General features: G+C 63.6%; 26 protein-coding genes. 13 read left to right on the top strand and 13 right to left on the bottom strand.

Annotation, left to right across the window (positions count from 1 at the left end; genetic code table 11):
- The first annotated feature begins 26 nt into the window (after positions 1-26).
- The 3 genes from cysT to DBIPINDM_RS31335 are packed head-to-tail and all read left to right on the top strand — an operon-like array spanning position 27 to position 2,809.
- The gene (gene cysT, locus DBIPINDM_RS31345) at positions 27-878 is read left to right on the top strand and encodes a sulfate ABC transporter permease subunit CysT (protein ID WP_258582832.1); all 852 of its coding nucleotides are present in this window, start codon (positions 27-29) and stop codon (positions 876-878) included.
- The gene (gene cysW / locus DBIPINDM_RS31340; protein ID WP_258582831.1) at positions 871-1,755 is read left to right on the top strand and encodes a sulfate ABC transporter permease subunit CysW; all 885 of its coding nucleotides are present in this window, start codon (positions 871-873) and stop codon (positions 1,753-1,755) included. The genes cysT and cysW overlap by 8 nt, the downstream gene beginning before the upstream one ends.
- A 13-nt stretch (positions 1,756-1,768) precedes the next feature.
- Positions 1,769-2,809 (top strand): sulfate/molybdate ABC transporter ATP-binding protein, encoded by a 1,041-nt coding sequence (locus DBIPINDM_RS31335; RefSeq protein WP_258582830.1) that lies wholly within the window; start codon positions 1,769-1,771, stop codon positions 2,807-2,809.
- Between the two features lie 53 nt (positions 2,810-2,862).
- Here the strand turns inward: DBIPINDM_RS31335 and DBIPINDM_RS31330 are convergent, their stop codons facing one another.
- Entirely contained in the window at positions 2,863-3,348 is a 486-nt protein-coding gene (locus DBIPINDM_RS31330) for a GNAT family N-acetyltransferase (RefSeq protein ID WP_258589391.1), read from the bottom strand.
- Positions 3,348-3,629, bottom strand: a complete 282-nt coding sequence (locus DBIPINDM_RS31325) for a DUF1778 domain-containing protein (RefSeq protein WP_258582829.1) — start codon at positions 3,627-3,629, stop codon at positions 3,348-3,350. Before DBIPINDM_RS31325 ends, DBIPINDM_RS31330 begins: the two co-directional genes overlap by 1 nt.
- Before the next feature lie 249 nt (positions 3,630-3,878).
- Between DBIPINDM_RS31325 and DBIPINDM_RS31320 the strand changes: the two genes are divergently transcribed.
- The 3 genes from DBIPINDM_RS31320 (at position 3,879) to DBIPINDM_RS31310 (ending at position 6,792) form a co-directional block, all read left to right on the top strand.
- On the top strand, positions 3,879-4,865 hold the full coding sequence (locus DBIPINDM_RS31320) for a sulfate ABC transporter substrate-binding protein (protein WP_258582828.1): 987 nt from the start codon (positions 3,879-3,881) through the stop codon (positions 4,863-4,865).
- A gap of 249 nt (positions 4,866-5,114) precedes the next feature.
- Complete coding sequence (locus DBIPINDM_RS31315) at positions 5,115-5,564, top strand: RrF2 family transcriptional regulator (RefSeq protein WP_019859201.1); 450 nt, start codon at positions 5,115-5,117, stop codon at positions 5,562-5,564.
- A 43-nt stretch (positions 5,565-5,607) separates the two neighbouring features.
- Positions 5,608-6,792, top strand: a complete 1,185-nt coding sequence (locus DBIPINDM_RS31310) for a hypothetical protein (RefSeq protein ID WP_318036910.1) — start codon at positions 5,608-5,610, stop codon at positions 6,790-6,792.
- Here DBIPINDM_RS31310 and DBIPINDM_RS31305 read toward each other — a convergent pair.
- The 9 genes from DBIPINDM_RS31305 to DBIPINDM_RS31265 form a co-directional block, all read right to left on the bottom strand.
- Positions 6,787-7,335 carry a gluconokinase gene (locus DBIPINDM_RS31305; protein ID WP_258582827.1) on the bottom strand — a complete coding sequence of 183 codons (549 nt, stop codon included), beginning with the start codon at positions 7,333-7,335 and terminating at the stop codon, positions 6,787-6,789. The genes DBIPINDM_RS31310 and DBIPINDM_RS31305 overlap by 6 nt on opposite strands.
- Positions 7,336-7,337: 2 nt before the next feature.
- On the bottom strand, positions 7,338-8,324 hold the full coding sequence (locus tag DBIPINDM_RS31300) for an ABC transporter permease (RefSeq protein WP_258582826.1): 987 nt from the start codon (positions 8,322-8,324) through the stop codon (positions 7,338-7,340).
- A complete protein-coding gene (locus tag DBIPINDM_RS31295; protein WP_258582825.1) occupies positions 8,321-9,301 on the bottom strand; it encodes an ABC transporter permease in 981 nt (326 codons plus the stop codon). Before DBIPINDM_RS31295 ends, DBIPINDM_RS31300 begins: the two co-directional genes overlap by 4 nt.
- Complete coding sequence (locus tag DBIPINDM_RS31290; RefSeq protein ID WP_258582824.1) at positions 9,298-10,845, bottom strand: sugar ABC transporter ATP-binding protein; 1,548 nt, start codon at positions 10,843-10,845, stop codon at positions 9,298-9,300. Before DBIPINDM_RS31290 ends, DBIPINDM_RS31295 begins: the two co-directional genes overlap by 4 nt.
- Positions 10,846-10,923: 78 nt before the next feature.
- The gene (locus tag DBIPINDM_RS31285; protein ID WP_258582823.1) at positions 10,924-12,051 is read right to left on the bottom strand and encodes a sugar ABC transporter substrate-binding protein; all 1,128 of its coding nucleotides are present in this window, start codon (positions 12,049-12,051) and stop codon (positions 10,924-10,926) included.
- Positions 12,052-12,350: 299 nt separating this feature from the next.
- A complete protein-coding gene (locus DBIPINDM_RS31280; RefSeq protein ID WP_258589389.1) occupies positions 12,351-13,379 on the bottom strand; it encodes a LacI family DNA-binding transcriptional regulator in 1,029 nt (342 codons plus the stop codon).
- A gap of 136 nt (positions 13,380-13,515) precedes the next feature.
- Complete coding sequence (locus tag DBIPINDM_RS31275; RefSeq protein ID WP_258582822.1) at positions 13,516-14,745, bottom strand: MFS transporter; 1,230 nt, start codon at positions 14,743-14,745, stop codon at positions 13,516-13,518.
- 184 nt (positions 14,746-14,929) lie between these two features.
- On the bottom strand, positions 14,930-15,706 hold the full coding sequence (locus DBIPINDM_RS31270) for a FadR/GntR family transcriptional regulator (RefSeq protein WP_258582821.1): 777 nt from the start codon (positions 15,704-15,706) through the stop codon (positions 14,930-14,932).
- 102 nt (positions 15,707-15,808) lie between these two features.
- The gene (locus tag DBIPINDM_RS31265; protein WP_258582820.1) at positions 15,809-16,705 is read right to left on the bottom strand and encodes an NAD-dependent epimerase/dehydratase family protein; all 897 of its coding nucleotides are present in this window, start codon (positions 16,703-16,705) and stop codon (positions 15,809-15,811) included.
- Between the two features lie 119 nt (positions 16,706-16,824).
- On the opposite strand from DBIPINDM_RS31265, the gene DBIPINDM_RS31260 reads away from it, so the two are divergent.
- Complete coding sequence (locus DBIPINDM_RS31260) at positions 16,825-17,763, top strand: NAD(P)-dependent oxidoreductase (RefSeq protein WP_258582819.1); 939 nt, start codon at positions 16,825-16,827, stop codon at positions 17,761-17,763.
- 22 nt (positions 17,764-17,785) lie between these two features.
- Here the strand turns inward: DBIPINDM_RS31260 and DBIPINDM_RS31255 are convergent, their stop codons facing one another.
- Together DBIPINDM_RS31255 and DBIPINDM_RS31250 are read right to left on the bottom strand one after the other, a co-directional pair.
- Positions 17,786-18,568 (bottom strand): FadR/GntR family transcriptional regulator, encoded by a 783-nt coding sequence (locus DBIPINDM_RS31255; protein WP_258582818.1) that lies wholly within the window; start codon positions 18,566-18,568, stop codon positions 17,786-17,788.
- 187 nt (positions 18,569-18,755) lie between these two features.
- Entirely contained in the window at positions 18,756-19,745 is a 990-nt protein-coding gene (locus tag DBIPINDM_RS31250; protein WP_258582817.1) for a sugar-binding protein, read from the bottom strand.
- A gap of 487 nt (positions 19,746-20,232) precedes the next feature.
- Between DBIPINDM_RS31250 and DBIPINDM_RS31245 the strand changes: the two genes are divergently transcribed.
- The 6 genes from DBIPINDM_RS31245 (at position 20,233) to DBIPINDM_RS31220 (ending at position 24,953) form a co-directional block, all read left to right on the top strand.
- A complete protein-coding gene (locus DBIPINDM_RS31245) occupies positions 20,233-20,976 on the top strand; it encodes an ATP-binding cassette domain-containing protein (RefSeq protein WP_258582816.1) in 744 nt (247 codons plus the stop codon).
- 61 nt (positions 20,977-21,037) lie between these two features.
- Positions 21,038-22,036 (top strand): ABC transporter permease, encoded by a 999-nt coding sequence (locus DBIPINDM_RS31240; RefSeq protein ID WP_258582815.1) that lies wholly within the window; start codon positions 21,038-21,040, stop codon positions 22,034-22,036.
- A gap of 177 nt (positions 22,037-22,213) precedes the next feature.
- Positions 22,214-23,041, top strand: coding sequence for a helix-turn-helix domain-containing protein (locus DBIPINDM_RS31235; protein ID WP_258582814.1), 828 nt, complete (start codon positions 22,214-22,216; stop codon positions 23,039-23,041).
- A 120-nt stretch (positions 23,042-23,161) separates the two neighbouring features.
- Positions 23,162-23,605 carry an SRPBCC family protein gene (locus DBIPINDM_RS31230; protein WP_258582813.1) on the top strand — a complete coding sequence of 148 codons (444 nt, stop codon included), beginning with the start codon at positions 23,162-23,164 and terminating at the stop codon, positions 23,603-23,605.
- An 11-nt stretch (positions 23,606-23,616) separates the two neighbouring features.
- Positions 23,617-24,411, top strand: coding sequence for an FAD binding domain-containing protein (locus tag DBIPINDM_RS31225; RefSeq protein ID WP_258582812.1), 795 nt, complete (start codon positions 23,617-23,619; stop codon positions 24,409-24,411).
- A gap of 59 nt (positions 24,412-24,470) precedes the next feature.
- Positions 24,471-24,953: a (2Fe-2S)-binding protein gene (locus DBIPINDM_RS31220; protein ID WP_258582811.1), complete on the top strand. Its 483-nt coding sequence runs from the start codon at positions 24,471-24,473 to the stop codon at positions 24,951-24,953.
- Position 24,954: the final 1 nt, after the last annotated feature.

The raw sequence follows: 24,954 nt of genomic DNA, 5'->3' as shown, positions 1-24,954 counted from the left end.
AGTAAGAAGGGACAATCCAGAACTCCATGACCACAGCACCCGCGCAGGCGGGGTGGCGATTCAGGCAGCCGAGTGTCATTCCGGGTTTCGGATTGACGCTCGGCTTCTCGCTTGCCTACCTCACCCTCATCATCCTCATTCCGCTGTCCGGGCTGGTCTGGCGCTCGGCCTCTCTCGGCTGGGCTGAATTCTGGGCGATCGCCAGCGACCGCCGTACCCTCAACGCGCTGGAAATCAGCTTCGGCACCGCCTTCCTCGCGGCTGCCGTCAATGTCGTTTTCGGCACGCTGGTTGCCTGGGTGCTGGTGCGCTACCGCTTTCCCGGCCGCCGCATCGTCGATGCCATGGTCGACCTGCCCTTCGCCCTGCCGACCGCGGTGGCCGGTATTGCGCTCACCACGCTCTATGCGCCGAATGGCTGGATCGGCAAATTGCTGATGCCGCTCGGCATCAAGGTCGCCTACACGCCGCTCGGCATCGTCGTCGCCCTCGTTTTCATCGGCCTGCCCTTCGTCGTGCGCACCGTGCAGCCAATCATGGAAGAAATCGACAAGGAGGTGGAGGAAGCCGCCGCGACCCTTGGCGCCAGCCGCTTCCAGATCATCACCCGCGTGCTGTTCCCGGGCCTGGCGCCGGCCATCATCACCGGCTTTTCGCTGGCCTTTGCGCGCGGCGTCGGTGAATACGGCTCGGTCATCTTCATCGCCGGCAACTTGCCCTACAAATCCGAGATCGCGCCGCTGCTGATCGTCATCCGGCTGGAGGAATACAACTACCCGGCGGCGACCGCGATCGCGGCGATCATGCTGGCTCTGTCGTTCGTCATGCTGCTGGTTGTCAATCTCGTGCAGACATGGAGCCGCAAGCGCTATGGCTGATCCCGAGATCAAATCCTACGAACCGTACCATGAGAGCCGCTCGGCGGCGGTGACCGAAAGCCGTCCGGCACAGGCCGTTCTGATGGCCATCGCTTTCGCTTTCCTCGGCATCTTTCTGCTCTTGCCGCTGATCATCGTCTTCCACGAGGCGCTGGCGAAAGGCATCGGTGCCTATACGCAAGCATTGGGCGAAGCGGACGCACGCTCGGCCATCCACCTGACACTGCTTGTCGCTGCGATCTCGGTGCCGCTCAATGTCGTCTTCGGCATCTCTGCCGCCTGGGCCATCGCCAAGTTCGAGTTCAAGGGCAAGGCGTTTCTCACCACACTGATCGACCTGCCCTTCTCGGTCTCGCCGGTCATTTCGGGCCTGGTGTATGTGCTGCTGTTCGGCGCGCAAGGGTTGCTCGGCGCATGGCTTAAGGGACATGGCATCCAGATATTGTTCGCCGTGCCCGGCATTGTGCTGGCCACCGTCTTCGTCACCTTCCCCTTCGTCGCCCGCGAACTGATCCCGCTGATGCAGGAACAGGGCAATGGCGACGAGGAGGCAGCCCTCTCGCTCGGCGCCAATGGCTGGCAGACCTTCTGGTACGTGACGCTGCCCAACATCAAATGGGGACTGCTCTACGGCGTGCTCCTGTGCAACGCCCGCGCCATGGGCGAATTCGGCGCGGTGTCGGTGGTATCGGGCCATATCAGGGGCCTGACCAACACCATGCCGCTTCATGTCGAAATCCTCTACAATGAGTACAACGCGGTCGGCGCCTTCGCCGTCGCCTCATTGCTTGCCGGGCTCGCGCTCGTCACGCTGGTCTTGAAAACACTGCTCGAGATGCGCTACGGCGCCGAGCTTGCCGCGACGCGCGGACATTAGCAGAGGGATTTGTATGGAAGTTCGCGTTGCCAACGTGCGCAAGGAGTTCGAGCGGTTTCCCGCACTCCACGACGTGTCGCTCGACATCAAGTCGGGCGAGTTGATCGCGCTGCTGGGGCCGTCCGGCTCCGGCAAGACGACGCTGCTCAGGCTGATCGCCGGGCTGGAACGGCCGACGCGTGGAAAAATCTTCTTCGGCGACGAGGATGCTTCACAGAAGTCGATCCAGGAGCGCAATGTCGGCTTCGTCTTCCAGCATTACGCGCTGTTCCGGCACATGACCGTGGCCGACAATATCGGCTTCGGCCTGAAGGTCCGGCACGGGCCGTCGCGTCCGCCGGCGCAGGAAATCCGCCGTCGCGCCTCCGAGCTTCTCGACCTCGTCCAGCTTTCCGGTCTCGAAAAGCGTTATCCGGCGCAGCTCTCCGGCGGCCAGCGCCAGCGTGTCGCGCTGGCGCGCGCCATGGCGATCGAACCCAAGGTGCTGCTGCTCGACGAGCCGTTCGGCGCGCTCGATGCGCAGGTGCGCCGCGAGCTCCGCCGCTGGCTGCGCGAGATCCATGACCGCACGGGCCACACCACCGTCTTCGTCACCCACGACCAGGAAGAGGCGCTGGAACTCGCCGACCGCGTCGTGGTGATGAGCCAGGGCCGCATCGAGCAGGTCGGCACCGCCGACGATATCTACGACACGCCGAACTCACCCTTCGTCTATGGCTTCATCGGCGAATCGAGCTCGCTTCCCGTCAAGGTCGAGAATGGCGAGATCTGGCTCGCCGACCGCCCGATCGGACTGACGGCGCCGCACGCGCCCGAGGGCGACGCGACGCTATATTTCCGCCCGCACGATGTCGAACTGCTCGACGGCTGCAGCGGCTGCATCGCCGGCACGGTCGCCGCCAGCCGCCGCGTCGCCGGCACCAGGCGCGTCGAGCTTGAGATCGGCGGTGAGCGCCAGCGGGTCGAGATCGAACTGCCGGTCGATCATCCGGCGGCACAGAAAAGCCGGGTGGCGTTCCGTCCGGGGCGTTGGAAGCTGTTTCCGGCGGCGTGAGACCATGGTGACTTTGGTACGGCAAAGGGACATCTCGGTCCGATGGCCGTGACCTATCCTTTCACCAGGCCTTTCAACGACAGCACCAAGGTCATCGGATTTCTCGGGGAAGCCGCAAAACCGTAGCGCTCATAAAAGGCTTTCGCGTCATCCGATATGGCATGAACAAAAATGCCGCGAATCCCGAGGATCGTCGCGGCGTGGCCGGCGCGCAGAACGGCGTCTTGGAGCAGCGCTGCACCCAGTCCCTTCCCTTGCCAGCCCGCGTCCACGGCGAGACGCCCGAGCACAACCATTGGGATGGGATCCGGCATGTTGCGACGGATGGGCCCAGGCGCCTCCGCAAGATCAAGGCCGCCCGAAGACAGGCAGTAGTAGCCGACAACGCGGGCGCCTTCCGCCACCACATAAGTACGCGACGCGCCACCGACCTGGTTGGCCCGTGCCCTGCGGCGAAGCCATTGGTCGAGGCTTTCCGTACCACTTTGGAAAAGTTCGAGATCGTGGTTTTCGGCCAGGGGCGTGGGCGCCGATAGCATCAGTCCTGCCATGGCTTGGGCGCGTTCATAAGGCGCGCAAAATCTTCCCCGCTTGGCGGTTCATCAAGGATGTCGATATAGTGCCGGTAACTCTCGGGATCCACCTTGATCAGGGTTTGGTCGAGCAGCGTGTCCTCGGCTGCACGGTAGGCGGCATCGATCATGAAGTCGGAACGGGTTTTGCCGCGTATTTTCGCGGCGCGGTCAATCAGCATGCGCATGTCCTCTCGGATGCGCAGATTGACAGGCTTGGCGTGGGTCTCAGGTGCGGCTTTTGTCATAGAAGACTCCTTTCCAGTTCCATAGCACTCCGCATACACAATGTGTATCTGTTTGTCGCCTATGCCAAGGAGAGATTGAGGGGTTCGGCCAAACAGAGTGGATGGACATGAAAGAAAATCCTACGATCCGCCTGTTCGGGCAATGGTTTTTCTAGCAATGAGCGCCAAGCCCTCGACCCCATGCCTCGTCGCGTCCCCCGCGCCACGGCTATGGTCGAACCATAACGCATTGCATCCGGAGCCTTTTTCATGAAGCGATTTTTCCTCGGCGTTGCCACTGTCGTTGGCCTGCTCCTCGCATCCTCCCAAGCCTGGTCGGCCGACAAATTGCTCAACGCCTCCTATGACGTCGGCCGCGAACTGTTCGTCCAGGTCAACAAGGCCTTCGTCGCCGGGCATCCGGACGTGACCGTCGACCAGTCGCATGCCGGCACCTCGGCGCAGGCGCGCGCCATCGCCGAGGGTCTGGGCGCCGATGTCGTCACCTTCAATCAGGTCACCGACATCGATTTCCTGGTCAAGAAGGGGTTCGTCTCCGCCGACTGGCAGAAGGACTTTCCCAACAACGCCTCGCCCTTCTATTCGCTGCCTTCGTTCCTTGTCCGCGCCGGCAACCCCAAGCACATCAAGGACTGGAACGATCTGGTGCGCGACGACGTGCAGGTGATCTTCGCCAACCCGAAAACCTCGGGCAATGCGCGCTACACCTATTTGGCGGCCACCGCCTATGCCAAGGAAGCGTTCAAGGGCGATGATGCCAAGGTGAAGGAGTTCATCACCAAGCTGTTCAACAACGTGCCGATCTTCGACACGGGCGGCCGCGCCGCAACCACCACCTTCGTGCAGCGCGAGATCGGCGACGTGCTGATCACCTTCGAGTCCGAGACGCGCGGCATCCGCAAGGAGTATGGCGACGGCAAGTTCGAGCAGGTCACGCCCTCGGTCAGCCTGCTGGCGGAATTCCCGGTCGCCATCGTCGACAAGGTCGCCGGCGAGCATGGCACCCGCGACCTGGCCAAGACCTATCTCGATTTCCTCTACACGCCCCAGGGCCAGGACATCCTGGCGCAGAACGGCAACCGGGTGCGCGACGCAGCCGTCGCCGCCAAATACAAGGCCGACTTCCCGGATGTGCGCCTGCTGACGGTGGAAGACGTCTTCGGCGGCTGGGACAAGATCCAGAAAGAGCATTTCGCCGCCGGCGGCCTGCTCGACCAGGCCTATGGCAGCCGCTGACGGCTACAGCATACATTGAACAGACGAAGGAAGCCGGCAACAAGCCGGCTTTCTTCGTTTTTGCCATCGGCCAGGACAAATACGGCACCATCCCTGCAAAACGTTACAAAGAATCAACGCGTTTGTGCCTAACGTGCCATTTGGCGTCTTGTTGTCGCGAAATGCCTTCGCGCGGCGAAACCGTCATTATTTGCACACAAACAGCCGCCAGATGCGAGGTGGTTGGGGCTTCAACGGGTTGACTCGGGCATGCTGACAAAAAAAGGCAAATACGGCCTCAAGGCCCTCGTGCATCTGTCTGGCCTGCCGGCTGGCCAACTGGCCTTCGTCAACGACATCGCGGTCGCCAACAACATCCCGAAGAAATTCCTCGACGCCATCCTTGGCGAATTGCGCAATGCCGGCTTCGTCCAGAGCCGCAAGGGCAAGGAAGGCGGCTATCGCCTCGCCCGCCCGGCCTCCGAGATCAAGATCGGCCATGTCGTGCGCGTGCTGGACGGGCCGTTGGCGCCGATTCCATGCGCCAGCCGCACGCAGTACCAGCGCTGCGAGGATTGCGACGAGGCGACCTGCCAGGTCCGGCACATGATGCTGGAAGTGCGTCAGGCGATCGCCGAGGTGCTTGATAATCGCAGCCTCGCCGCCATGCGCGATGCCGACAACGACGATTTCCCGGTCGAGCTGTCGTCGCAGATCTAGATCGACGGCTGGCGATCGGCGTTCATCATCGTAAGATTGCGTGATGCGCGCAGGCGCATTGAAGCAGCAGGAACAGATGGACGCCCGCTGGATGAGGCTGTCGAAGTTCGCGAAATCCCGAAAAACTGCCCGTAGGCCGACCGCCACGGCCAGGTTCCAGACTGAAATCATCGCCGACGTCCCCGTGCCGGAAAGGGCTGAGGACGTGCGCTTCTTCAGCCGTAAGGTCGTCCATCCTGGCAGGGTGCGCCGGTTCTCGAACCAGGACCTGCGCGAAAGCGCGATGGCCCTCTTCTATCTCGTGGTCGCGGCTGCAGTGCCGGTGCGCTGGTGGGCGTCGATCTGCGATCGGATGTCCAGGCTTCGCCTGAAACGCCATATGCGCAAGCAGTTTCCAGGCTATGCCGCAGCGACGCGCGCCGTGCTTGGCAGCGGCCTCGACGCGCGCACGCTGTTCGAGGCATTGCTCGCGGCCCGCCATCGCCGCCGGCTGCAGCTTGCCGCACACCTCGTCGGCTTCCGATGGGTGCCCACAATCCGGCTGGAGGGACAGGAAGGACTGCAGGCAGCCTTGCTGCGCGGCCACGGCGCCATCGTCTGGTGCGATCAGTTCACCTCCCAGACCATCTTCGGCAAGCGCGCCCTGCACGAGGCGGGCATCGAGGCGCACCAGGTGAGCGTCAATTCCCACGGTGTCTCGGAATCGATGTTCGGTCTGCGTTTCCTGAACCAGCCGCTGGTCAAGGTCGAGAACCGCTACTTGAAAAGCCGCATCGTCTTCGAGCGCGACGACGCCTATCAGGTCACCATCCGCATCCAGAAGATCCTGAGGCACAATGGCGTGGTGCTGATGACCAACACCATCCACGCAGGCTCGACCTTCACCGAGGTCGCGCTCGGCGAAGGCGGCTGGACGCATCTTGCTTCGGCGCCAGCGAATTTCGCCGCCAGGGGCAAGGCGGCGCTGTTTGCCATGTCGACCTTCGAGACCATTCCCTTCCGCGAATACCAGGCCGTCATCAGCCCGGAGCTGCTGCCGGCTGAAGCGGAGATGGGACGGGACGGAGCCAAGGACATGGTGCTGCAGGCACGCTATATCCTGCTCAAGCGTGACCGGCTGCTCGAAGCGCTGAAACTTTTTCCCGAACAGATGCTGATCTGGTCCGGCAGCCGTCGGATGACGGAAGCCTCGGACGATGCCATGACCGGCGACGAAACCGGCTCATGATCTGGCCAGCAGCCGCGTCACGTCGGCAACGACATCGGCAACGGGACGCGTCGCGTCGATTGTCAGTGCCCGCTCATCCCTCTCCGGTGGCTCCAGGATGGCGAACTGGCTGTCGACCAGGCTTGCCGGCATGAAATGGTCCTTGCGGCTGGCGACCCGCTTGCTCGCCGTCGCCTGATCGATCTCCAGATAGAGGAAGACGATGTCAGCGCAAAAACCGCGCAGTCGGTCGCGATAGCTGCGCTTCAGCGCCGAGCAGGCCGCGACCACACCCTGCCCTTTGCCGACCGATGCCGCGATGCGCTCGCCGATCGCGTCGAGCCAGCCTTCGCGCAACTGATCGGTGAGCGGCTCGCCGCTGGCCATGCGCGCCACGTTCTCCGGAGGATGCAGCCGGTCGCCTTCGATGAAGACGGCGTCCAGCGTGGCCGCCAGCGCGATGCCGACAGCCGACTTGCCGCAGCCGGCGACCCCCATCACCACGATGGCCGGAGGCACCGAACCGGGAGCGCTCGTCAGCGCCTGCGCTGCTTCTTCGTCCACGGTCAGCGGCTTGCCGGCGCGCGGCCGTAGAGCAGCAACATGGCGACGATGACGACGCCATAGATGATCTGCCGCCCCGCCTCCGGCATCTGCATGACCGACAGGATGGATTGCAGGAGCGTGATCAGGATGACGCCGGCGACAGTGCCGAGATAGGACCCGCGCCCGCCGAGGATCGAAGTGCCGCCGAGCACCACGGCGGCGATCGACGGCAAGAGATAGGCATCGCCCATCGACTGCGCCGCCTTCGAGGCATAGCCGGCAAGCAGCACGCCGCCAAAGGCCGAGAGCCCGCCTGAGACGGCGAAGGCGATCATCACCACGCGCCTTGTGTCGATGCCCGAGAGATAGGCGGCACGCTCGCGGTTGCCGATGCCATAGACGGTGCGGCCAAAGCCGGTGCGGGTCAGCACGAAGACCATTGCCGCGCCGATGACAGCCCAGATGATGACCGCGTTGGGCACGCCCGGAATGGTAAAACCCGTCGCGAGGTAGCGCATGGCGCGGGTCGCCGAATCCTGTGGCGAGAAGCCACCGGTGTAGACCACCATAAGCCCTTGCGCGACCGCGTTGGTGGCGAGCGTGATGATCATAGAGGGAATGCGCAGATAGGCGACGCCGATACCGTTGACGATACCGATCAGCACGCCGCAGAAAATGCCGAACGGAATGGCCAGCGCCACGCCAACCGGACCGTAGGCGGCCGCCGCGCAGGCCATCATCGCGCCCGCCGCCACCGCCCACGGCACCGACAGGTCGATCTGGCCGAGCAGCACGACCAGCATCATGCCGGTGGCAATGACGCCGAGGAACGAAGCGACCTTGAGCTGCTGCAGCAGATATTCAGGCGACAGGAAACTTCTGGAATAGAGGCTGCCGAGGAACAGCAACAGCACGATACAGGCGAATGCCGTCAACACCGCCGGATCGGCGCGGCGGATGAATTTCGGCATGCGGCCGGCAATGCCGCCAAGCGTCGTTTCGCTCACAGGAACCACTCCAGCCGGTTGCGGACCCGAAACAGGGCGAAGGCGCCGAGGCTGACCGCGATCAGCAGGATAACGCCCTGGAACAAAGGCTGCCAGAGCGGATCGAAATCGAACACGAACAACAAATCGCCGATGGTGCGGAAGGCGAGCGCGCCGAAGATGGCGCCGATGGCGCTGCCCTTGCCGCCGAACAGCGAGACGCCGCCGAGCACCACGGCGGCGATCGAGAACAGCGTATAGGCGTTGCCGCTGGCATAGGCCGCATCGCCCGTATAGGTGAAGAAGGTCAGGAACAGCCCGCCGATCGCCGCCAGCAGCCCGGCCAGCGTGTAGGCGGCGAACTTGCCCCGCCTTATCGGCACCCCGGACATGTAGGCCGCCGTTTCCGATGAACCCGCCGCATAAGCCGCCCGGCCGAGCACCGAGCGGCTGAACGGCACCCAGATCACCAGCACGATGGCGAGCAGCACGACCAGGCTCGCCGGCACCACACCGAGCACGCGGCCGGTCAGCGCATCGGCCAGATCCTCATTGACCGAACCGCCAGGGAATGGCCGCAGCAGAAGGCCGATGCCGTAATAGACGGCCCCGGTGGCGATCGTGGCGACGATCGGCTGCAGCCGGCCGTAGATGACGATGGCGCCGTTGATCGCGCCGCAGAGAAGACCGACCGCCAGCACGGCGATGACGCCGAGCGTCGTCTGCATCGGCGTACCCACCACCAGCCAGGAGGCCAGGCAGTTGGTCAGGAGAAAAATCATGCCGACGGACAGGTCGATGCCGGCGGTGATCACCACCAGCGACTGCGCCATGGCGACGAAGGCGAGCAGCACGCCCTTGTTCGCTGCCGTCTGCACGACATTGGCGGTGAAACCGGCCGGGTGGTTCGATGTGTAGATGACGAACATGACGATGAAGATGCCGAACGCCAGCAGCGTCCCGCGCTGCTCGGCCAGCCAGTAGCGCCAATCTTTCACGCGTCCGCTCCTTGGCTCACGGGGATATCCTCGCCATGGATGTTGAGCGCGCTTGATATCAGCGCCCGCTCGGTGATCTCGGCGCCGACCAGTTCGCGCTTGACCGCCCCGTCATAGAGCACCAGCACGCGGTCGCAGCAGCCGATCAGCTCGTCATAGTCGGTCGAATAGAACAGGATCGCCGCTCCCGCATCCGCCAGCTTGCGCATCAGTTGGTAAAGCTCCTGCTTGGTGCCAACATCGATGCCGCGCGTCGGATCGTTGAGCAGGATGATCCGCGGCTGGCGCATCAGCCATTTGGCGATCACCACCTTCTGCTGGTTGCCGCCCGATAGCGCGCCGACCGGAATGTCGAGACCCGCCGTCTTGATGGCCAGAAGGCCGACCATGTCATCGATCAGCCGCTGTTCGGCGGCGCGGTCGATGATGCCGCCCCTGGACAACCGGTCAAGCGCGGCGAAGGACAGGTTTTCGCGCACCGTCATCGGCAGCATCAACCCTTCGGTCTTGCGGTCCTCCGGGATCAGCGCCATGCCGATGCCATCCTGCCGCGCCTTGGCGGGGCTGCCGATCGCCACCGGCTTGCCATCGATCAGCACCTCGCCGGAAAGGCCGCGCAGCACGCCGAAGAAAGCGAGCAGCAATTCGCGCTGGCCCTGGCCGTCGAGACCGCCGAGGCCGACCACCTCGCCTGCCCTGACGGTCAGCGAGATGTTGTCCAGCCGGTCAGTCCACGAGAGCTTGCGGGCTTCAAGCCTGGGTGCGGCTGTAGTTGGCACGGTCGCCGGCTTGGGCGGGAAGATGTGGCTGTATTCGCGGCCGATCATCAACTCGACCACCTCATTGTCGCTCTTCGAGCCAGCCTTGTAGCTGGCGACGTTGCGGCCGTTGCGGAACACCGTGCACTGATCCGCCAGTTCGTCGATCTCATTCATGCGGTGCGAGATGTAGAGCAGCGCCAGCCCTTCCGAGCGCAGCCGCTTCAGCACGCCAAAAATCTTCGCGACATCCGCTGCCGTCAGCGCCGAGGTCGCCTCGTCGAGGATCAGGATGCGCGGCTTGCGTGCCAGCGCCTTGGCGATCTCGACCATCTGCCGGCGCGACAAGGGCAAGTCCTTGACCAATGCCAGCGGGTGGATATCGGCAGCGCCCGCACGTGCCAGCGCCTCCTCGGCGATACGGCGCTGCGCCTTGCGGTCGATCATGCCGAAGCGTTTGGGCGGGTCTGATATGACGATGTTGTCGGCGACGCTGAGTTCGGGAACCAGCGACAGTTCCTGGAAGATGCAGACGATGCCGGCCTGGTTTGCCGCCGCCGGCGAGGCGAAGGTCACCTCGCGCCCGTCCAGCATCATGCGGCCTTCGTCGGGCGCCACGACACCGGCCATGACCTTGATCAGCGTGGATTTGCCGGCACCGTTTTCACCGAGAATGCCATGGATGCTGCCCGAGGTGACCGAAAGCTCCGCTTTCTCCAGAGCCCTTACACCGCCGTAGCGTTTGGAAATGCCTTCCATGCGGAAGAGCGGAACCGTGCCGTCCATCGGCCCTCCCCAGCTATCTTGCCGTCAGCGTCAAGCAGCCGATGCCGCGGGTTCCATCCGCGACATCGGCCGGTCAGACTACTTGTTTTCCTTGGTCTGGCCCATGATCTCCTGCGCGGTGAAATTAATGCCGCAGGTCGGGAAGGAATTGCCGACGAAGAAATTGTCGGACTGATCGGGGAAGAAATCCTGACCTGCCTTGAAGTTCGGGTCCTCGACGATCGCCAGCGGCAGCTTGACCGACTGCGGGACGACATTGCCTTCAAGCGCTGAGATCGCCGTCTTGATGGCGACCGCCACCTGCGCCGGGCCGGTACCGGCCGACGAGCATTTCAACCCGTCGGCTGCGTGGGCCGCGCAGAACTTGCGGAAGCCGTTTTCAGTCTCGCCGCCGAACGGCACGAACGGATGCTTGGCATCGATCATCGCCTGCACGATGCCGGTGTCGCCGCCCTGTCCGGTAACGCCATCGAAGGGTCCGCTGGTGGCGATGGCGTCGGCTGTTGCCTTCTGCGCCACACCGTCATCCCACTTGCCGACCACCTCGGTGACGGCCCATTTCTTGCCGGAGGCGTCGAGCACCTCATGGATGCCATTGTGGCGATCGGTGTCGACCGACGTGCCGGCGACGCCGCGCACCTCGAGTACCTTGCCGCCATTCGGCACGTGTGAGATCAGCCATTTGCCCCACAGCTCGCCGAGACCCTTCTGGTCGACATTGACGTCGATGGCATCCTTGGTGTCGAGGATGTTGTCGAAGGCGACCAGCACAACGCCAGCTTCCTTGGCGCGCTTGATGACCGGTCCGAAAGCAGTCGGATTTTGCGCATTGACGACGATGGCATCAAAGCCGGAGTCGATGAAGTTGTTGATCGCCGATATCTGCGCCGGAACATCCTCACCGGTCGAGACGACCTTGAATTCCTTCAGCTTCTTGGCGACATCCGGTTGCGCTGCATAGGCCTTCGCGGTCTGGATCATCTGGATGCGCCAGGTGTTGGCGATGTAGCCATTGGCGAGCGCAATGCGGTATGGGCCGGCCTTCTTGGGGAATTTGAAGAACAGCGTGTCCGCGGCCCACGGTGCGAAGCAATCCGGCTCGGCAGCCGGACCCTTGACGATTTCAGGGCCTGCGGCAATCGCCGACGAACTCAACATGACGAATGCAGTGGCGGCAACGATGCCACCAACAAGTGACTTGATCATCGATAATCCTCCCAATTGCAGTTCTGTTCAGTTTTATGGAATTTTCGCGTTTCCGGCCGGCTTCTCCCGCCTTGCCCAGTCACGCCTGCCAGGTGCCGAAGACCTCCACAATCCCTCCCTTTGCCGTCCCCTTCAGCCGGGTGAAATCTATCATATTATCCATAATAAACAAGCATGAGCTGTCGCTTATGTATAATAAACAGGCTCGGCGTCTTAGCGACGATGCCGGCTCGACAAAAATGGTAGCGCTACCATGACGTTGTGTAAAGCGCCATTTGCGGGCGTTCTCGAAAGCATGTTCAGCGCGCGGTGCTCTCGCGGCGCTTGAGCTCGAATCCGAGGTCGACGATCCGCTGTTCCGGCCTGTCACCGGCGATCGCCGCCAGCGCCATGGCGACGGCACGTCTGCCGATTTCGTAGCGGTGGGTGCGGACGCTGGTGATCGAGGGAAAAGCCACCTGCATCATGTCGAGATCGTTGAAGCCGACAATGCCGATTGTCTTCGGCACGTCGATCGAGGCCCGATGGCATTCGAACAGCACGCCGAGCGCGATATCGTCATTGTTGCAGAACACGCCGTCGAGCGTCGGCATCTTGGCCAGCGCATCGCGGAACAGTTCACGCCCAAGCGGCACGCTTGACAGAACCGGCGTGGTGGTGATCAGGCGTGGGTCGAACAGGCTGGCCTTCTCCATCGCCGCGCGGTAACCGGCCAGCCGTCGCTGCGAACGCGGATCCATGCGGGCGCCGATGAAGCCGATGCGGCGATACCCCACCTCGATCAGGTGCTCGGTCGCCGTCCTGCCGCCGTCGAGATGCGAGAAGCCGACCATCATGTCGACCGGATCAGGCCCGGTCTCCATCACCTGCACCACCGGGCAACCGGCATTTTCCAGCAGTTTTCGCGAGGTTGGCGTCTGGTCGATGCCGGCCACGATCAGCGCTGCCGGCCGCTGCGAGCCGAACACCTGTAAGAGCCGCTCTTCCTCCAGCCCGGAATAATGGGTGTTGCCGAGCTGGATGCGGAACGGACTGTCCGACAGGCTGTCATAGATGCCGCGCACCACCTCGGCGAAGACGTTGTTGGTGAGCGAAGGCACCAGCACGCCAAACACCTCGGCACGCGCCGAGGCCAGCGCCCTTGCATTGGGGTCCGGCACATAGCCGAGCTCATCGACGGCGGCCTGGATCTGGCGGCGCAAATCCTGGCTGACGCGCTCCGGCTCGCGTAGCGCGCGCGACACGGTGATGGCGCCGACGCCGGCCTTGCGCGCGACATCCGATATGGTCGGGCGACCGCCGCCCCGGCGCGAGCGCGGCTTGATCAAGGCCAAGGCCCGTGCGCATGGCCGCCGAAGTGCGCCCGCAATAGGATCATCCCAGTTGTCGCCATCTCACCGGCCTGTTGCCGCACCCTGGCCTCTGGGGTCGCGCAGTGCCTGTCCGTTGTCAAGCCGAGGTGCCTCAGGCTGCCATGACGGCCCTGTGCCTTGCCTTCCACATGAACAGCCCGACGGCCAGTATGTTCAGCAGATTCCAGGCGATGCCGTTGAGGAAGGCGGCGGCGTAGGAACCGGTCAGATCGTAGATCCAGCCCGACATCCAGCCGCCGATCGCCATGCCGAAAATCGTTGCCATCATGACGATGCCGATACGCTGGCCGGCCTCCTTGGCAGGCAGATATTCGCGCACGATGATCGCATAGCAAGGCACGATGCCGCCTTGCGACAGGCCGAACACCAGCGATACGACGTAGAGCGAGGCGAGCCCGTCGAACGGGATGTAAAACAGCAGCGACAGGCATTGCAGCACCGAACCGATGATCAGGGTTTTCGCGCCACCGATGCGATCGGCGATAAAGCCGGAGGCAAGCCGGCTGACAACGCCCGCCGCCATCATGATCGACAGCATGTCGGCGCCATGCGCCATGCCGTAGCCAAGGTCCATGCAATAGGCGACGATGTGCACCTGCGGCATCGACATCGCCACGCAGCAGCCAAGACCGGCGACGACCAGCAGCACCTGCAACGCCGCCGGCGACATCGGAATCGGCTGCACCGACCGGCTCCCCGGCGAGCCGGCGGCGGCCGCCTCAGGGGCGCCGCGCCGCAGCAACAGCACCAGCGGCACCATGGTGACCAGGCAGAAGATGCCGATCGCCGCATAGGTGAAGCGCCAGCCTTCCGCCTTGATCAGCGTCGGCATGATGGTCGGCCAGAGCGCGCCGGCCAAGTAATTGCCGGCGGCCGCCGCCGCGACGGCGACGCCGCGCCTGCGGTTGAACCAATGCGAGATGTCGGCGATCAGCGGCCCGAAGATCACCGACGTGCCGACACCGATCAGCACGCCCTGGGCAAGGGTGAATTGCAGGATCGAGGTCGACAGCGCGGCGAGCAGCAGGCCGGCCGAGAGCGCCACGGAAGAGATCAGCGCCGGGATCCAATAGCCCATGCGGTCGATGGCGCGGCCGACCAGCACATTGCCGGCGGCGAAGCCCACCATGGTCGCGGTGTAGGGCATCGACGCCGCGGCGCGATCGACGCCGAATTCCGCCTGCACGGCGGGCAGCACCACGACCACGGCCCACATGCCGACCGCACCGATCGTCGCCAGCACCATCGAGATGGCGAGCCGCATCCAGGCGTAGGAGCTGTCGATGCCGGGGCTGGCCTGGCTCAAGTCGGTTCGGGTCAAAGGCGTTTCCTGTCGGCGGTCGCGAAAACCGGCTGCCGTTTGAGCCACTATCGGCACATTCTCAGGACGCAGCAGCGCCACGGCGGGCAAATCCGTGGCTCCAGACCCGAACTAAGTGCAATGGCCTTCCGCCGGGATCGCGCGCAAATAGCCGGAGCAATCGTGCTGCTGGCTGATTGGTTGTCTAACGCGACTTGATCACGTGGTCGGTGTTGGCCAGCAGCTTGCGCACCGCGGCGCGCGCGGCGTCCGGGCGCTGCAGGCGGATGTTCTTCTCGATCGCCTCATGCAGCTTCTGCGCATGGTTGAGGTCGTCGACGGCCCGCGTGGTAAAGGTGAAGAGGTGATCGAAAGCGGATTCGATCAGCACGCCGAGCGGCACCAGAAGGTCGTTGCCGGAGGCCCGCAGGATGGCGAGGTGGAAGCGTGTGTCGGCGCGCGTGCGCTCCTGCAGGCTGGCCGCCTCCCCCATGTCACGGCAGGCCTGGCTGATCTCGGACATCTGCTCGTCGGTGCGGCGCATGGCGGCAAAGGCGGTCGCTTCCGGTTCGATAATGTGGCGGAATTCCTGCACCGTCTTCAAGAAGACCTCGCGATCGGGCGATGTCGCGTACCAGGCGAGTACGTCGCGATCGAGCAGGTTCCAGCGTTCCCTGGGCTCGACCCAGCTCCCGATCTTGGGGCGTGAGGCCAAAAGGCTCTTGGCCATCAGCATCTTGATCGCCTCGCGCACCGCCGAGCGGCTGACGCTGAAGGTTTCCGACCATTTGGCCTCATTGGGCAATATGGTGCCAGGCGGGTAATCGCCGCGCACGATCCTGAGACCAATTTCGCTGGCCAGCGACGTGTGCACGCTGGCGCCGGGAATGCGCGCCGCATCGGCCCGGCGAACACCGGCCGGGCGCTCGGCGGCAGCCGCCTTTTTCGGCGATTTTTCCTTGTTCGGCTTTGCGTCCCGCATACGCTTCAGAAAGGCCGGTTTACGGAAGCTGTCAAGCACCACCGAACGCTTGGGCCGCAAAGCGCGCCGCTATACACAAGCCAGCCTCATTTAGCTGCTTGCTCAGGCGGTTTTTACATATTTGCGCCAGCTATGTTCCGGGCGGAAGCCGAGCATGTCGCGCGCCTTGCGGTTCGACAGCAGCGTCTCGTATTCGCCGAGTTCGGCCTTGACCGGCACGTTGGGATAGAACCGCTTCAGGAGTTCCGCCGTCGGCAGGTCGGACGAGGTGTCGTCATTGGCGGCGTTGAACACCTGGTAGCCGAGCCCGTCCCTTTCGATGGCGCGCAGCGTGATCTGGCCGAGATCGCGTGCATCGACATAGCTCCAGGCGATACGTTTGCGGAAACCGGGATCGGCGAACCATTTCGGGAACAGCGAATATTCGTGCGGCTCGATGACGTTGCCGATGCGAAGCGCATAGATGTCGATACCGCTGCGCAGAGCAAATGCCCGCGCGGTCTTCTCGTTGACGATCTTCGACAGCGCATAGCTGTCCATCGGGTCGACGTCATAGTCCTCTTCGAGTGGGAAATACTTGGGATCGCGCGGTTCGTTGGCGAAGACCAGGCCGTAGGTCGTCTCGCTGGAGGCGATGATCACCTTGCGGATACCGAGCTTCACCGCTGCCTCGATGACATTGTAGGTGCCCATCGCATTGATGCGGAACACCTCATTGTCGGGCGTGATCATGATGCGCGGAATGGCGGCGAAATGCACCACCGCATCCACCGGCTGCGGCCGCAGCGAGGGGTCGAATTCATGCAGGCCCATATAGCTCGACAGCGCGTTGAACACCTGCCCGCTGTCGGTGATGTCGGTGATCAGCGTGCGCACCTTGGGATTGTCGAGCGGCTTGGTGTCGATGTTGAGCACCTGGCAGCCCTGTTCGACAAGATATTGCACGACATGACGCCCCGCCTTGCCGCTGCCGCCGGTGAACATGATCCGCTTCGTCATTCTGGTCTCCATGACAGGCTCTGGAATTCACGTCTATTGTCAGACAATATTGCTTTCTGCAACCGCATATGGCTAAAACGGCAGCGCAATTATCGATAATCCGGGATAGGAACGACGACATGAACACCACCGCCGCGCGCGAAAAGATCGGCTTCATCGGCCTTGGCCTGATGGGGCACGGCATCGCCAAGAACATCGTCGACAAGGGCTATCCCCTGACATTCCTTGGCCGCAAGAACCGCAAACCAGCGGAAGATCTGCTCGGCCGGGGTGCCAGGGAAGCCGCCACCTCGCGCGATGTCGCCGCGGCATCTGATATCATCTTCATCTGCGTCACCGGCTCGCGCGAAGTGGAAGCCATCATCCGCGGCCCCGGCGGCCTCAAGGAAGGCCTGAAGAAGGGATCGGTCGTCGTCGATTGCTCGACCTCGGATCCGGTTTCGACCGTGGCGCTCGCGGTAGAACTGAAGGAGATCGGCGTCGACTTTGTCGATGCGCCGCTGAGCCGCACGCCAAAGGAAGCTTGGGAAGGCACGCTCGACGCCATGGTCGGCGCGCCAGACGCCGTCTTTGCCAGGGTCAAGCCGGTGATCGAAACCTGGGCCGGCCGCATTGTGCACATCGGCGACACCGGCGACGGCCACCGCATGAAACTGCTCAACAATTTCATCTCGCTGGGCTATGCCGCCATCTATTCCGAAGCATTGGCTTTGGCCGAAAAGGTCGGCATCTCGCCGCCGCGCTTCGACAGCGTCATCCGCAACGGCCGCATGGATTGCGGCTTCTACCAGACCTTCATGCGCTGGACGCTGGAAGGCGACCGCGACGCCCATAAATTCACCATCGCCAACGCCTTCAAGGACCTGACCTATCTGGAATCGATGGCGGGTGCGGCCGGCATCGCCAACCCGCTCGGCAACGCCACCAAGAACTCCTTCGCTGGCGCCCATGCCGCCGGTCCGGCGGAGCAGTTCGTGCCGATGTTGGCAACGCATATCGCCAAGGTGAATGGGGTGGACCTGATGCCAACGAAGGATGGCAAGAAGCAGACGATCTGAAAGTACGAGCGGTCGGCCGGCCTTATCGCCGCCTGCTTCCGATCCCCTCATCGGTGTCGGCGAGCAGCTTGTGCACGGCATTGCGCGCCGCCGCGGGGCGCTGCAGGCGGATGGCCTTCTCGATGGCCTCGTGCAGTTTCTGCGCCCGGTTCTGGTCGCCGACCTGGCGTGTCGTGAAGACGAAGAGATGGTCGAGCGCGGACTCGATCAGCACGCCGAGTGGCACCAGAAGGTCGTTGCCCGAGGCCCGCAGGATGGCGAGGTGGAAGCGCGTGTCGGCACGGATGCGTTCCGGCAGGTTCGCTGCCTCGCCCATCTCGCGGCAGGCGAGGCTGATCTCGGCCATCTGCTCGTCACTGCGCCGCATGGCGGCAAAGGCGGATGCTTCCGGTTCGATGATGTGGCGGAACTCCTGCACGGTGCGCAGGAACGCTTCGCGGTCGGGTGCGGTCGCGTACCAGGCAAGCACGTCGCGATCGAGCAGATTCCAGCGTTCCTTCGGCTCGACCCAGCTGCCGATCTTGGGGCGCGATGCCAAAAGGCTCTTGGCCATCAGCATCTTGATCGCTTCGCGCACCGCCGAGCGGCTGACATTGAAGGTCTCGGCCCATTTGGCCTCGTTGGGCAGGATGCTGCCGGGCGGATAGTCGCCGCGCACGATCCGCAGACCAATCTCGCTGGCGAGCGAGGCATGGACGCTGGACCCGGGAAAGTGCGCCGCATCCGCCCTGCGCACGACCGCCGGATCGCCGTTGGCTTGCGCCTTGGCCCGGCTGGCCTGTTTGTTTGCCTTCTCGTCCGGCATCCACGTTCCAATAGGTCGGCCGTCTGTCACCCGGACTGATCCGGAGCTGCACGGCGCCGATCCCGTTGCCGAAAATCCAAACTTATGGACGCGCCAAGGCTGGAGCCTGTTGCCCCTCGCCACCGCGTCTTGTCCAGGAATTCAAAGGGACGGGGCGCCCGCTGCCGAGCGCCCCGAAGTCATGAGCTTACTTCTGGATGCAGGTGTCGACCGTGTCCTTGGTACACTCGTCGAGGCCGGTGAACACCGGATCGGCGACCTTGGTGCCCTTGATGAGATCGATCATCACCGAAGGCGCCTTGTAGCCCATTTCAAAGGGCCGCTGGCCAACCAGCGCGGTGACAAGGCCATCCCTGGCGATCGCCACCTCGTCGCCGATCGTGTCGGCGGCACCGATGACGAAGTCGTTCTTGGCTATCCGGTCCTTCAGCGGCCCGAACAGATCACGATAGGGCTGCGGCGCGCCGAACAGCGGCCAGCCGCCCATGATACCGAAGGCATCGAGCTTGGGGTTGGCGGCGAGGATGTCGGTCATCGCCTGCACGCCCTTGGCGCCGTCGTCATTGGTGAACACCGGGCAGCCGGCGACTTCCGTCCAGCCGCCTTCGCCGGCAAGTGCCGCGAGGCCGTCCTTGCCCGACAGCGCGTCACGCATGCCTTGCGCGCGGCGCAGGATGTTGTCGGCCGCAGGATTGCCTTCGATGGTGCAGATCGTGCCGCCTTTCGGCTTGCCCTTCTTGATGTACTCGCCGATCTTCTTGCCCATCAGGTAGTTGTCGGTGCCGAGATAGGTCTTGCGCAGTGCGGCGTCCTCCTTGGCGAGGTCGGCGTCGATGGTCATGATCGGGATCGTCGGATTGGCGGTCTTGATCGTCTGCGCGATCAGCGGCGCGTTGGACGGCGAAATCGCCATCGCCACCGTGTCGGCCTTGCTCAGCATGTCCTGGACGATCTGCGCCTCGCCGGCCTCGTCGGAAGTCGATGCCGGACCGGTGTAGAAGCATTCATATTCCGAGCTGGCGTTTTCCTTGTTCCACTTCTCGCAGCCCTGGTGGATGGCTTCGAAGAACGGATTGTCGAGACCTTTCACCACGATGACGAGCTGCTTCTTGGCCAAAGCCGGCCCGGCGCCCAGCGCCATGGCGGCGACGGCAGCGAGCAAAACTGTTTTCCTCATATCAGTCCTCCCTTGGAAACAGACGGACACGGCGTGCCCGCCACACAGACCAACCAGGGTGCGATGACAGAGGATCGTTATGCGAGCGCTCGTGTCACCAAGCCAGGTCGATAAGCATTTTCAGTTCGGTCAGCCAGATTCAGACTGGGCTGGCAAGGACCGACAATTTCCACCAGACCTCGCGCGGCAAACCGGCAACAGGATCGGTAGAGTACTCCTCCAGAACTCAGCTAATAACGGCGCGAAGCCAACGTCAATGCCATTTGTCCTACAAAACGGATTTTTCGAAATGGCAAAATCTGCGTCCCGGAAGGCGCCGGCCTTGTTTCTCCGACAATTGCCGGTTCTTATTCGTCTGACAATTGACGCCCGCGCAGGCATTTGCGTAAATGCCTGCCATCGCTGTTTCCGGGAGGAGCTGGGGAGAGCGGTGCGAAAGCTGCACCCTGTCGTGGGCATGCGGCAAGCACGGGGAGGCAACAGGCTGGTGGCGGTTCTCGAACTCACCAATATCTCGAAGCATTTCGGCGCCATCCAGGCGGTCAACGACGTGTCGCTGTCGATCGAACCCGGCCAGGTCGTCGGCCTGATGGGCGACAACGGCGCCGGCAAGTCGACGCTGGTCAAGATGATCGCCGGCAATTTCCGGCCGAGCCATGGCGCGATGCGCATGGACGACAAGGAACTGATCCTGCACAAGCCGGTCGAGGCGCGCCAGCACGGCATCGAGATCGTCCACCAGGACCTCGCGCTCTGCAACAATCTGACGGCAGCGGCGAACGTCTATCTCGGCCGCGAGTTGCGGCGCGGCATCGGTCCGTTCCGCATTCTCGACTATGCAGCAATGTACAAGCGCGCCGGCCAGATCTTCGCCGAGCTGAAATCGGAGACGCGTCCACGCGACCTCGTCAAGCAGATGTCGGGCGGCCAGCGCCAAGCTGTGGCGATCGCCCGCACCATGCTGTCGCAGGCCAAGATCGTGCTGATGGATGAACCGACGGCGGCGATCTCGGTGCGGCAGGTGGCCGAAGTGCTGAACCTGATCCGCCATCTGCGCGACCAGGGCATTGCTGTCGTGCTGATCAGCCACCGCATGCCCGACGTCTTCGACGTTGCCGACCGCGTCATCGTCATGCGGCGCGGCAGGAAGGTCGCCGACAAGGCGATCGCCTCAAGTTCGCCCGAGGAAGTCACCGGGCTGATCACCGGCGCCATCGAGCAGGTGTCTTGAGCATGGCGAACCCGGATTTCACCACGCCGGCACGCATCGCCGCCGGCAGGAAAGGTCGATAATGGCAGTCACCCTTGACCAGACGATCGCGCAGAAGCAGCACACTTTCCTGTCGCGGATGTTCTCCAGCCAGACCTTCTGGGTGGTGATCGCCGTCATCCTCGCCTGCATCTTCCTGTCGTTTGCCACCGACGCCTTCGCCACCTCGAAGAACCTCTACAACATCACCCGCAACATCACCTTCGTCGCCATCATCGCGCTCGGCATGACCTTCGTCATCATCACCGGCGGCATCGACCTGTCGGTCGGCTCGGTGCTGTGCCTGTCGTCGATGGTGCTGGCCGTCACCATGCATGCCGGCTACTCGATCGAAATTGGCATCCTGGCCTCGATCGCCACCGCGCTCGCCATCGGTGCCTTCAACGGCATTTTGATCGCCTATCTCGGTTTCCCGCCCTTCGTGGTGACGCTCGGCATGCTGTCGATTGCCCGCAGCCTGGCCATGGTCGCCTCCAACAACACGGTCGTCTTCCAGTTCGGGCCGGACCACAACAAGCTGCTGGCGCTCGGCGGCGGCGCCTGGGTGTTCGGCATCGCCAATCCGGTGCTCTACATGATCCTTTTGGCGCTGATCACCGGCTTCATCCTGCGCTGGACCAAGTTCGGCCGGCACATCTTCGCCATTGGCGGCAACGAGCACGCGGCAACGCTGACCGGCGTGCCGGTGCGCCAGATCAAGGTCGCCGTCTACATGATCTCGGCGCTGTCGGCGGGCATTGCCGGCATCATCCAGACCGGCTGGCTCGGCGCCGTCACCACCAATCTCGGCACCGGCATGGAACTCCAGGTCATCGCCGCCACCGTCATCGGCGGCGCCAACCTGGCCGGCGGCGTCGGCACCGCCTTCGGCGCCATCGTCGGCGCGGCCCTCATCGAGGTGATCCGCAACAGCCTTGGCCTGCTTGGCATCAACGCCTTCTGGCAAGGCACCTTCATCGGCGGCGCCATCCTGATGGCGGTGCTGTTCGACCGCATCCGCAATTTCAGGCGCAGCGACTGACGGGGTTTGCGTCGGAGCGCTATTCGTTCCGGTTCCTATCGCTCAGTCTGAAAATCGGCTGAAGCGGCCCGCCATCAGTACCGGCCAACAGCCGATGCCTTGACGGAGACCGGAAACCGGCCGCACAATCCTCGATGCAGGCGAAGGGAGGCCAGTCGTCTGCGGGAGGATATACCCATGACGGACGCGATCAGGCTCTACTGGGGCCGGTTCGGACATGTTTCTGTCCTGAATGTCGCAAGCGACTTCGTCACCCATGCCCATGTCGAGGCACATCTGATCATCTGGCTCGAAGGCACCGCCGGCGAGATGACCATCGGCCGCGAAACGGTCCGGCTTGGACCATGCACCGCCGCCGGCATCAATTCCTTCCAGCCGCACAGCCATGTCCTGTCGCAGAACGGAACGCCCGGTCTGTTCCTAGCCTTCTACATCGATCCCGACTGGGCGCGGCGCCGCCGTGACCTGCCCTCCTCCGCGCCGCTATTTTCGCAGGCGGCGATCACGCTGGAGCCCTGGCTGCACCAGGCCGCCGCCAGCCTGCTCGACCATCTGACCGACAATGAAAGCATCGACGATATCGCCAATTACGAGATCGAGCGCTTCATCGACTCGGTGCTCGATGCCGCCGATGCCTCGGCGCCACATGAGGCGCGCACCCGCATCAACACCATGCAGGATTTCCGCGTCCGCAAGGCAATCCAGCTGATGAAGGCCAATGTCTGCGAGCGCATCTCCTTCGACGACGTGGCGCGCAGCGTTGGCCTGTCGCGGCCGCATTTCTTTGCGCTATTCAAGGAACAGACCAATCTGACGCCCAACGTCTACTGGAACACGCTGCGCATGGAGGAAGCCGTGCGGCAGCTGCAATGGTCGCAGGAGCCGCTGATCTCGGTCGCCTGCAATCTCGGCTTCACCACGCAAGGCAATTTCTCGCGCTTCTTCCGCGACCATGTCGGCGTGCCGCCGACGCTTTACCGCGAGGCCGCCCGGGCGAATGCCTGAGCCGGCCTGCTGAGCCCGCTTTTTCAGACTCCTTGATACGCGCACAAGACGCTTTGATAAGCGTCGCCGTGACCGGCGCCCTACCCTTGCCCGGCTGTCGCATTCGCAAGGGAACGTCCTATGGCCAAAGTCACCATCTCCAGCGTCATCGACGCGCCGGTCGAAAAGGTCTGGGCGCGCATACGCGACTTCAACGGCCTGCCGGGCTGGCATCCACGCATGGTCGAAAGCCATATCGAGGACGGCAAGGATGCCGGCACGATCGGCTGCGTGCGCAATTTCGAGCTCGCCAGCGGCGCGCGCATCCGTGAAAAGCTGCTCGACTTCTCCGATGAGAACTTCCTCGTCAGCTACTCCATCCTGGAGACGCCGCAGCCGCTCACCAACCACAAGGCAACGCTGCAATTGCGCCGCGTCACCGATGGCGACCGCACCTATGCCGAATGGACCGCCAGCTTCGATGCGGCACCTGAAGAAGCCGACAAGATCGCCGCCGGCATGGGCGCCAACGTCTTCCAGGGCGGCTTCAATGCCCTGAAGAGCCATTTTACCGGCCAGAGCTGAAGGAGCGGGCCATGGCACTGGCACTGCAGACCTTTGCAACGGTGGAGGACGCCAACGCGGCGCTGAAGGCCCAGGGCACCCGCTATTTCGGTGGGGGTACACTCGTGGTCCGCGCGGCCAATGAAGGCGATATTTCGGTCTCCAGCCTGATCAGGTCGACGGATCCGGCCCTGTCGGCTATCGCGGTCTCCGGCGGCAAGGTCCGCATCGGCGCTTCGGTGACCATGGCGGCGATCGCCCGTCATCCCGACCTCGGCACGCTCGCAAAGGCCGCGCGCGCTGTCGGCGGCCCGGCTATTCGCAACATGGCGACCGTTGGCGGCAATCTGTTTGCGCCGGCGCCCTATGGCGACTTCGCCGTGGCACTGCTGGCGCTCGATGCCACGATCAGCACCGATGATGGCGAATTGCCCATCGAGACATTTCTCTCCGGGAGGGACGACAGCCGTGCCATCGTCGCCTCGGTCAGCTTCACGCTTCCAAGGACTGACGGCTTCCGCTTCCTGAAAGTGTCGCGGGTCAAGCCCAAGGGCGTCTCGGTGCTGAGCATCGCCGCGGTTCTGGAACAGGCTGCCGACGGCACCGTCTCTTCGGCGCGGATCGCGCTTGGCTGCATGGCGGACCGGCCGCTGCGTGCCAAGGCGGCGGAAAAGGCGCTCAAGGGAAAGTCGCTTGACCAGAACGGCATCGCGGCAGCGCTGGCCGCCGCCACCGAAGGCACCGCAGCGATCACCGATCCGATCGCCAGCGCCTGGTACCGCGCTGAAGTCCTGCCGGTCCATCTCGGCCGGCTGCTGCTGAGTTAATTGCCCCTTGGGGGGCGCGCGCCTGTCCGATCCGTCGGACAGGCGCGCAAGGAGGAAACATGGCGAAGGTCCCGGTTCAGTTCACGCTCAACGGCTCCGAAAAAGCCGAATTCATCGACAGCGGCACGACGCTGCTCAACGCCTTGCGCGACAAGATCGGCGACACGTCGCCGAAAGGCGGCTGCCACCAAGGCACTTGCGGCGCTTGTTCAGTCATCATCGACGGCGAGCTGAGGCTGTCCTGCCTGACGCTGGCTGAAACCTGCAATGGCGCGACCATCACCACGACGTCGGGACTGTCGGAAAGTGGCGTCCTGCATCCCTTGCAGCGCGCCTTTCTCGACACCTTCGCCACGCAATGCGGCTTCTGCACGCCGGGCATGATCATGGCCGCCAAGGTGCTGCTCGACCACACGCCCAACCCCAGCCGCGACGAGGTGGTCGAGGCGCTGTCGGGCAACATCTGCCGTTGCACCGGCTACGAGCCGATCATCCAAGCGGTGCTCACTGCCGCCCGTGCCAATTCGCAGAACGCGGCCTGAG

Origin of the sequence: Mesorhizobium sp. AR02 (genome assembly GCF_024746835.1) — a bacterium.
Lineage (GTDB): Bacteria > Pseudomonadota > Alphaproteobacteria > Rhizobiales > Rhizobiaceae > Mesorhizobium.
The sequence above is the reverse complement of the archived record's forward strand: the minus strand, read 5'-3'. Positions and strand labels throughout refer to the sequence as shown.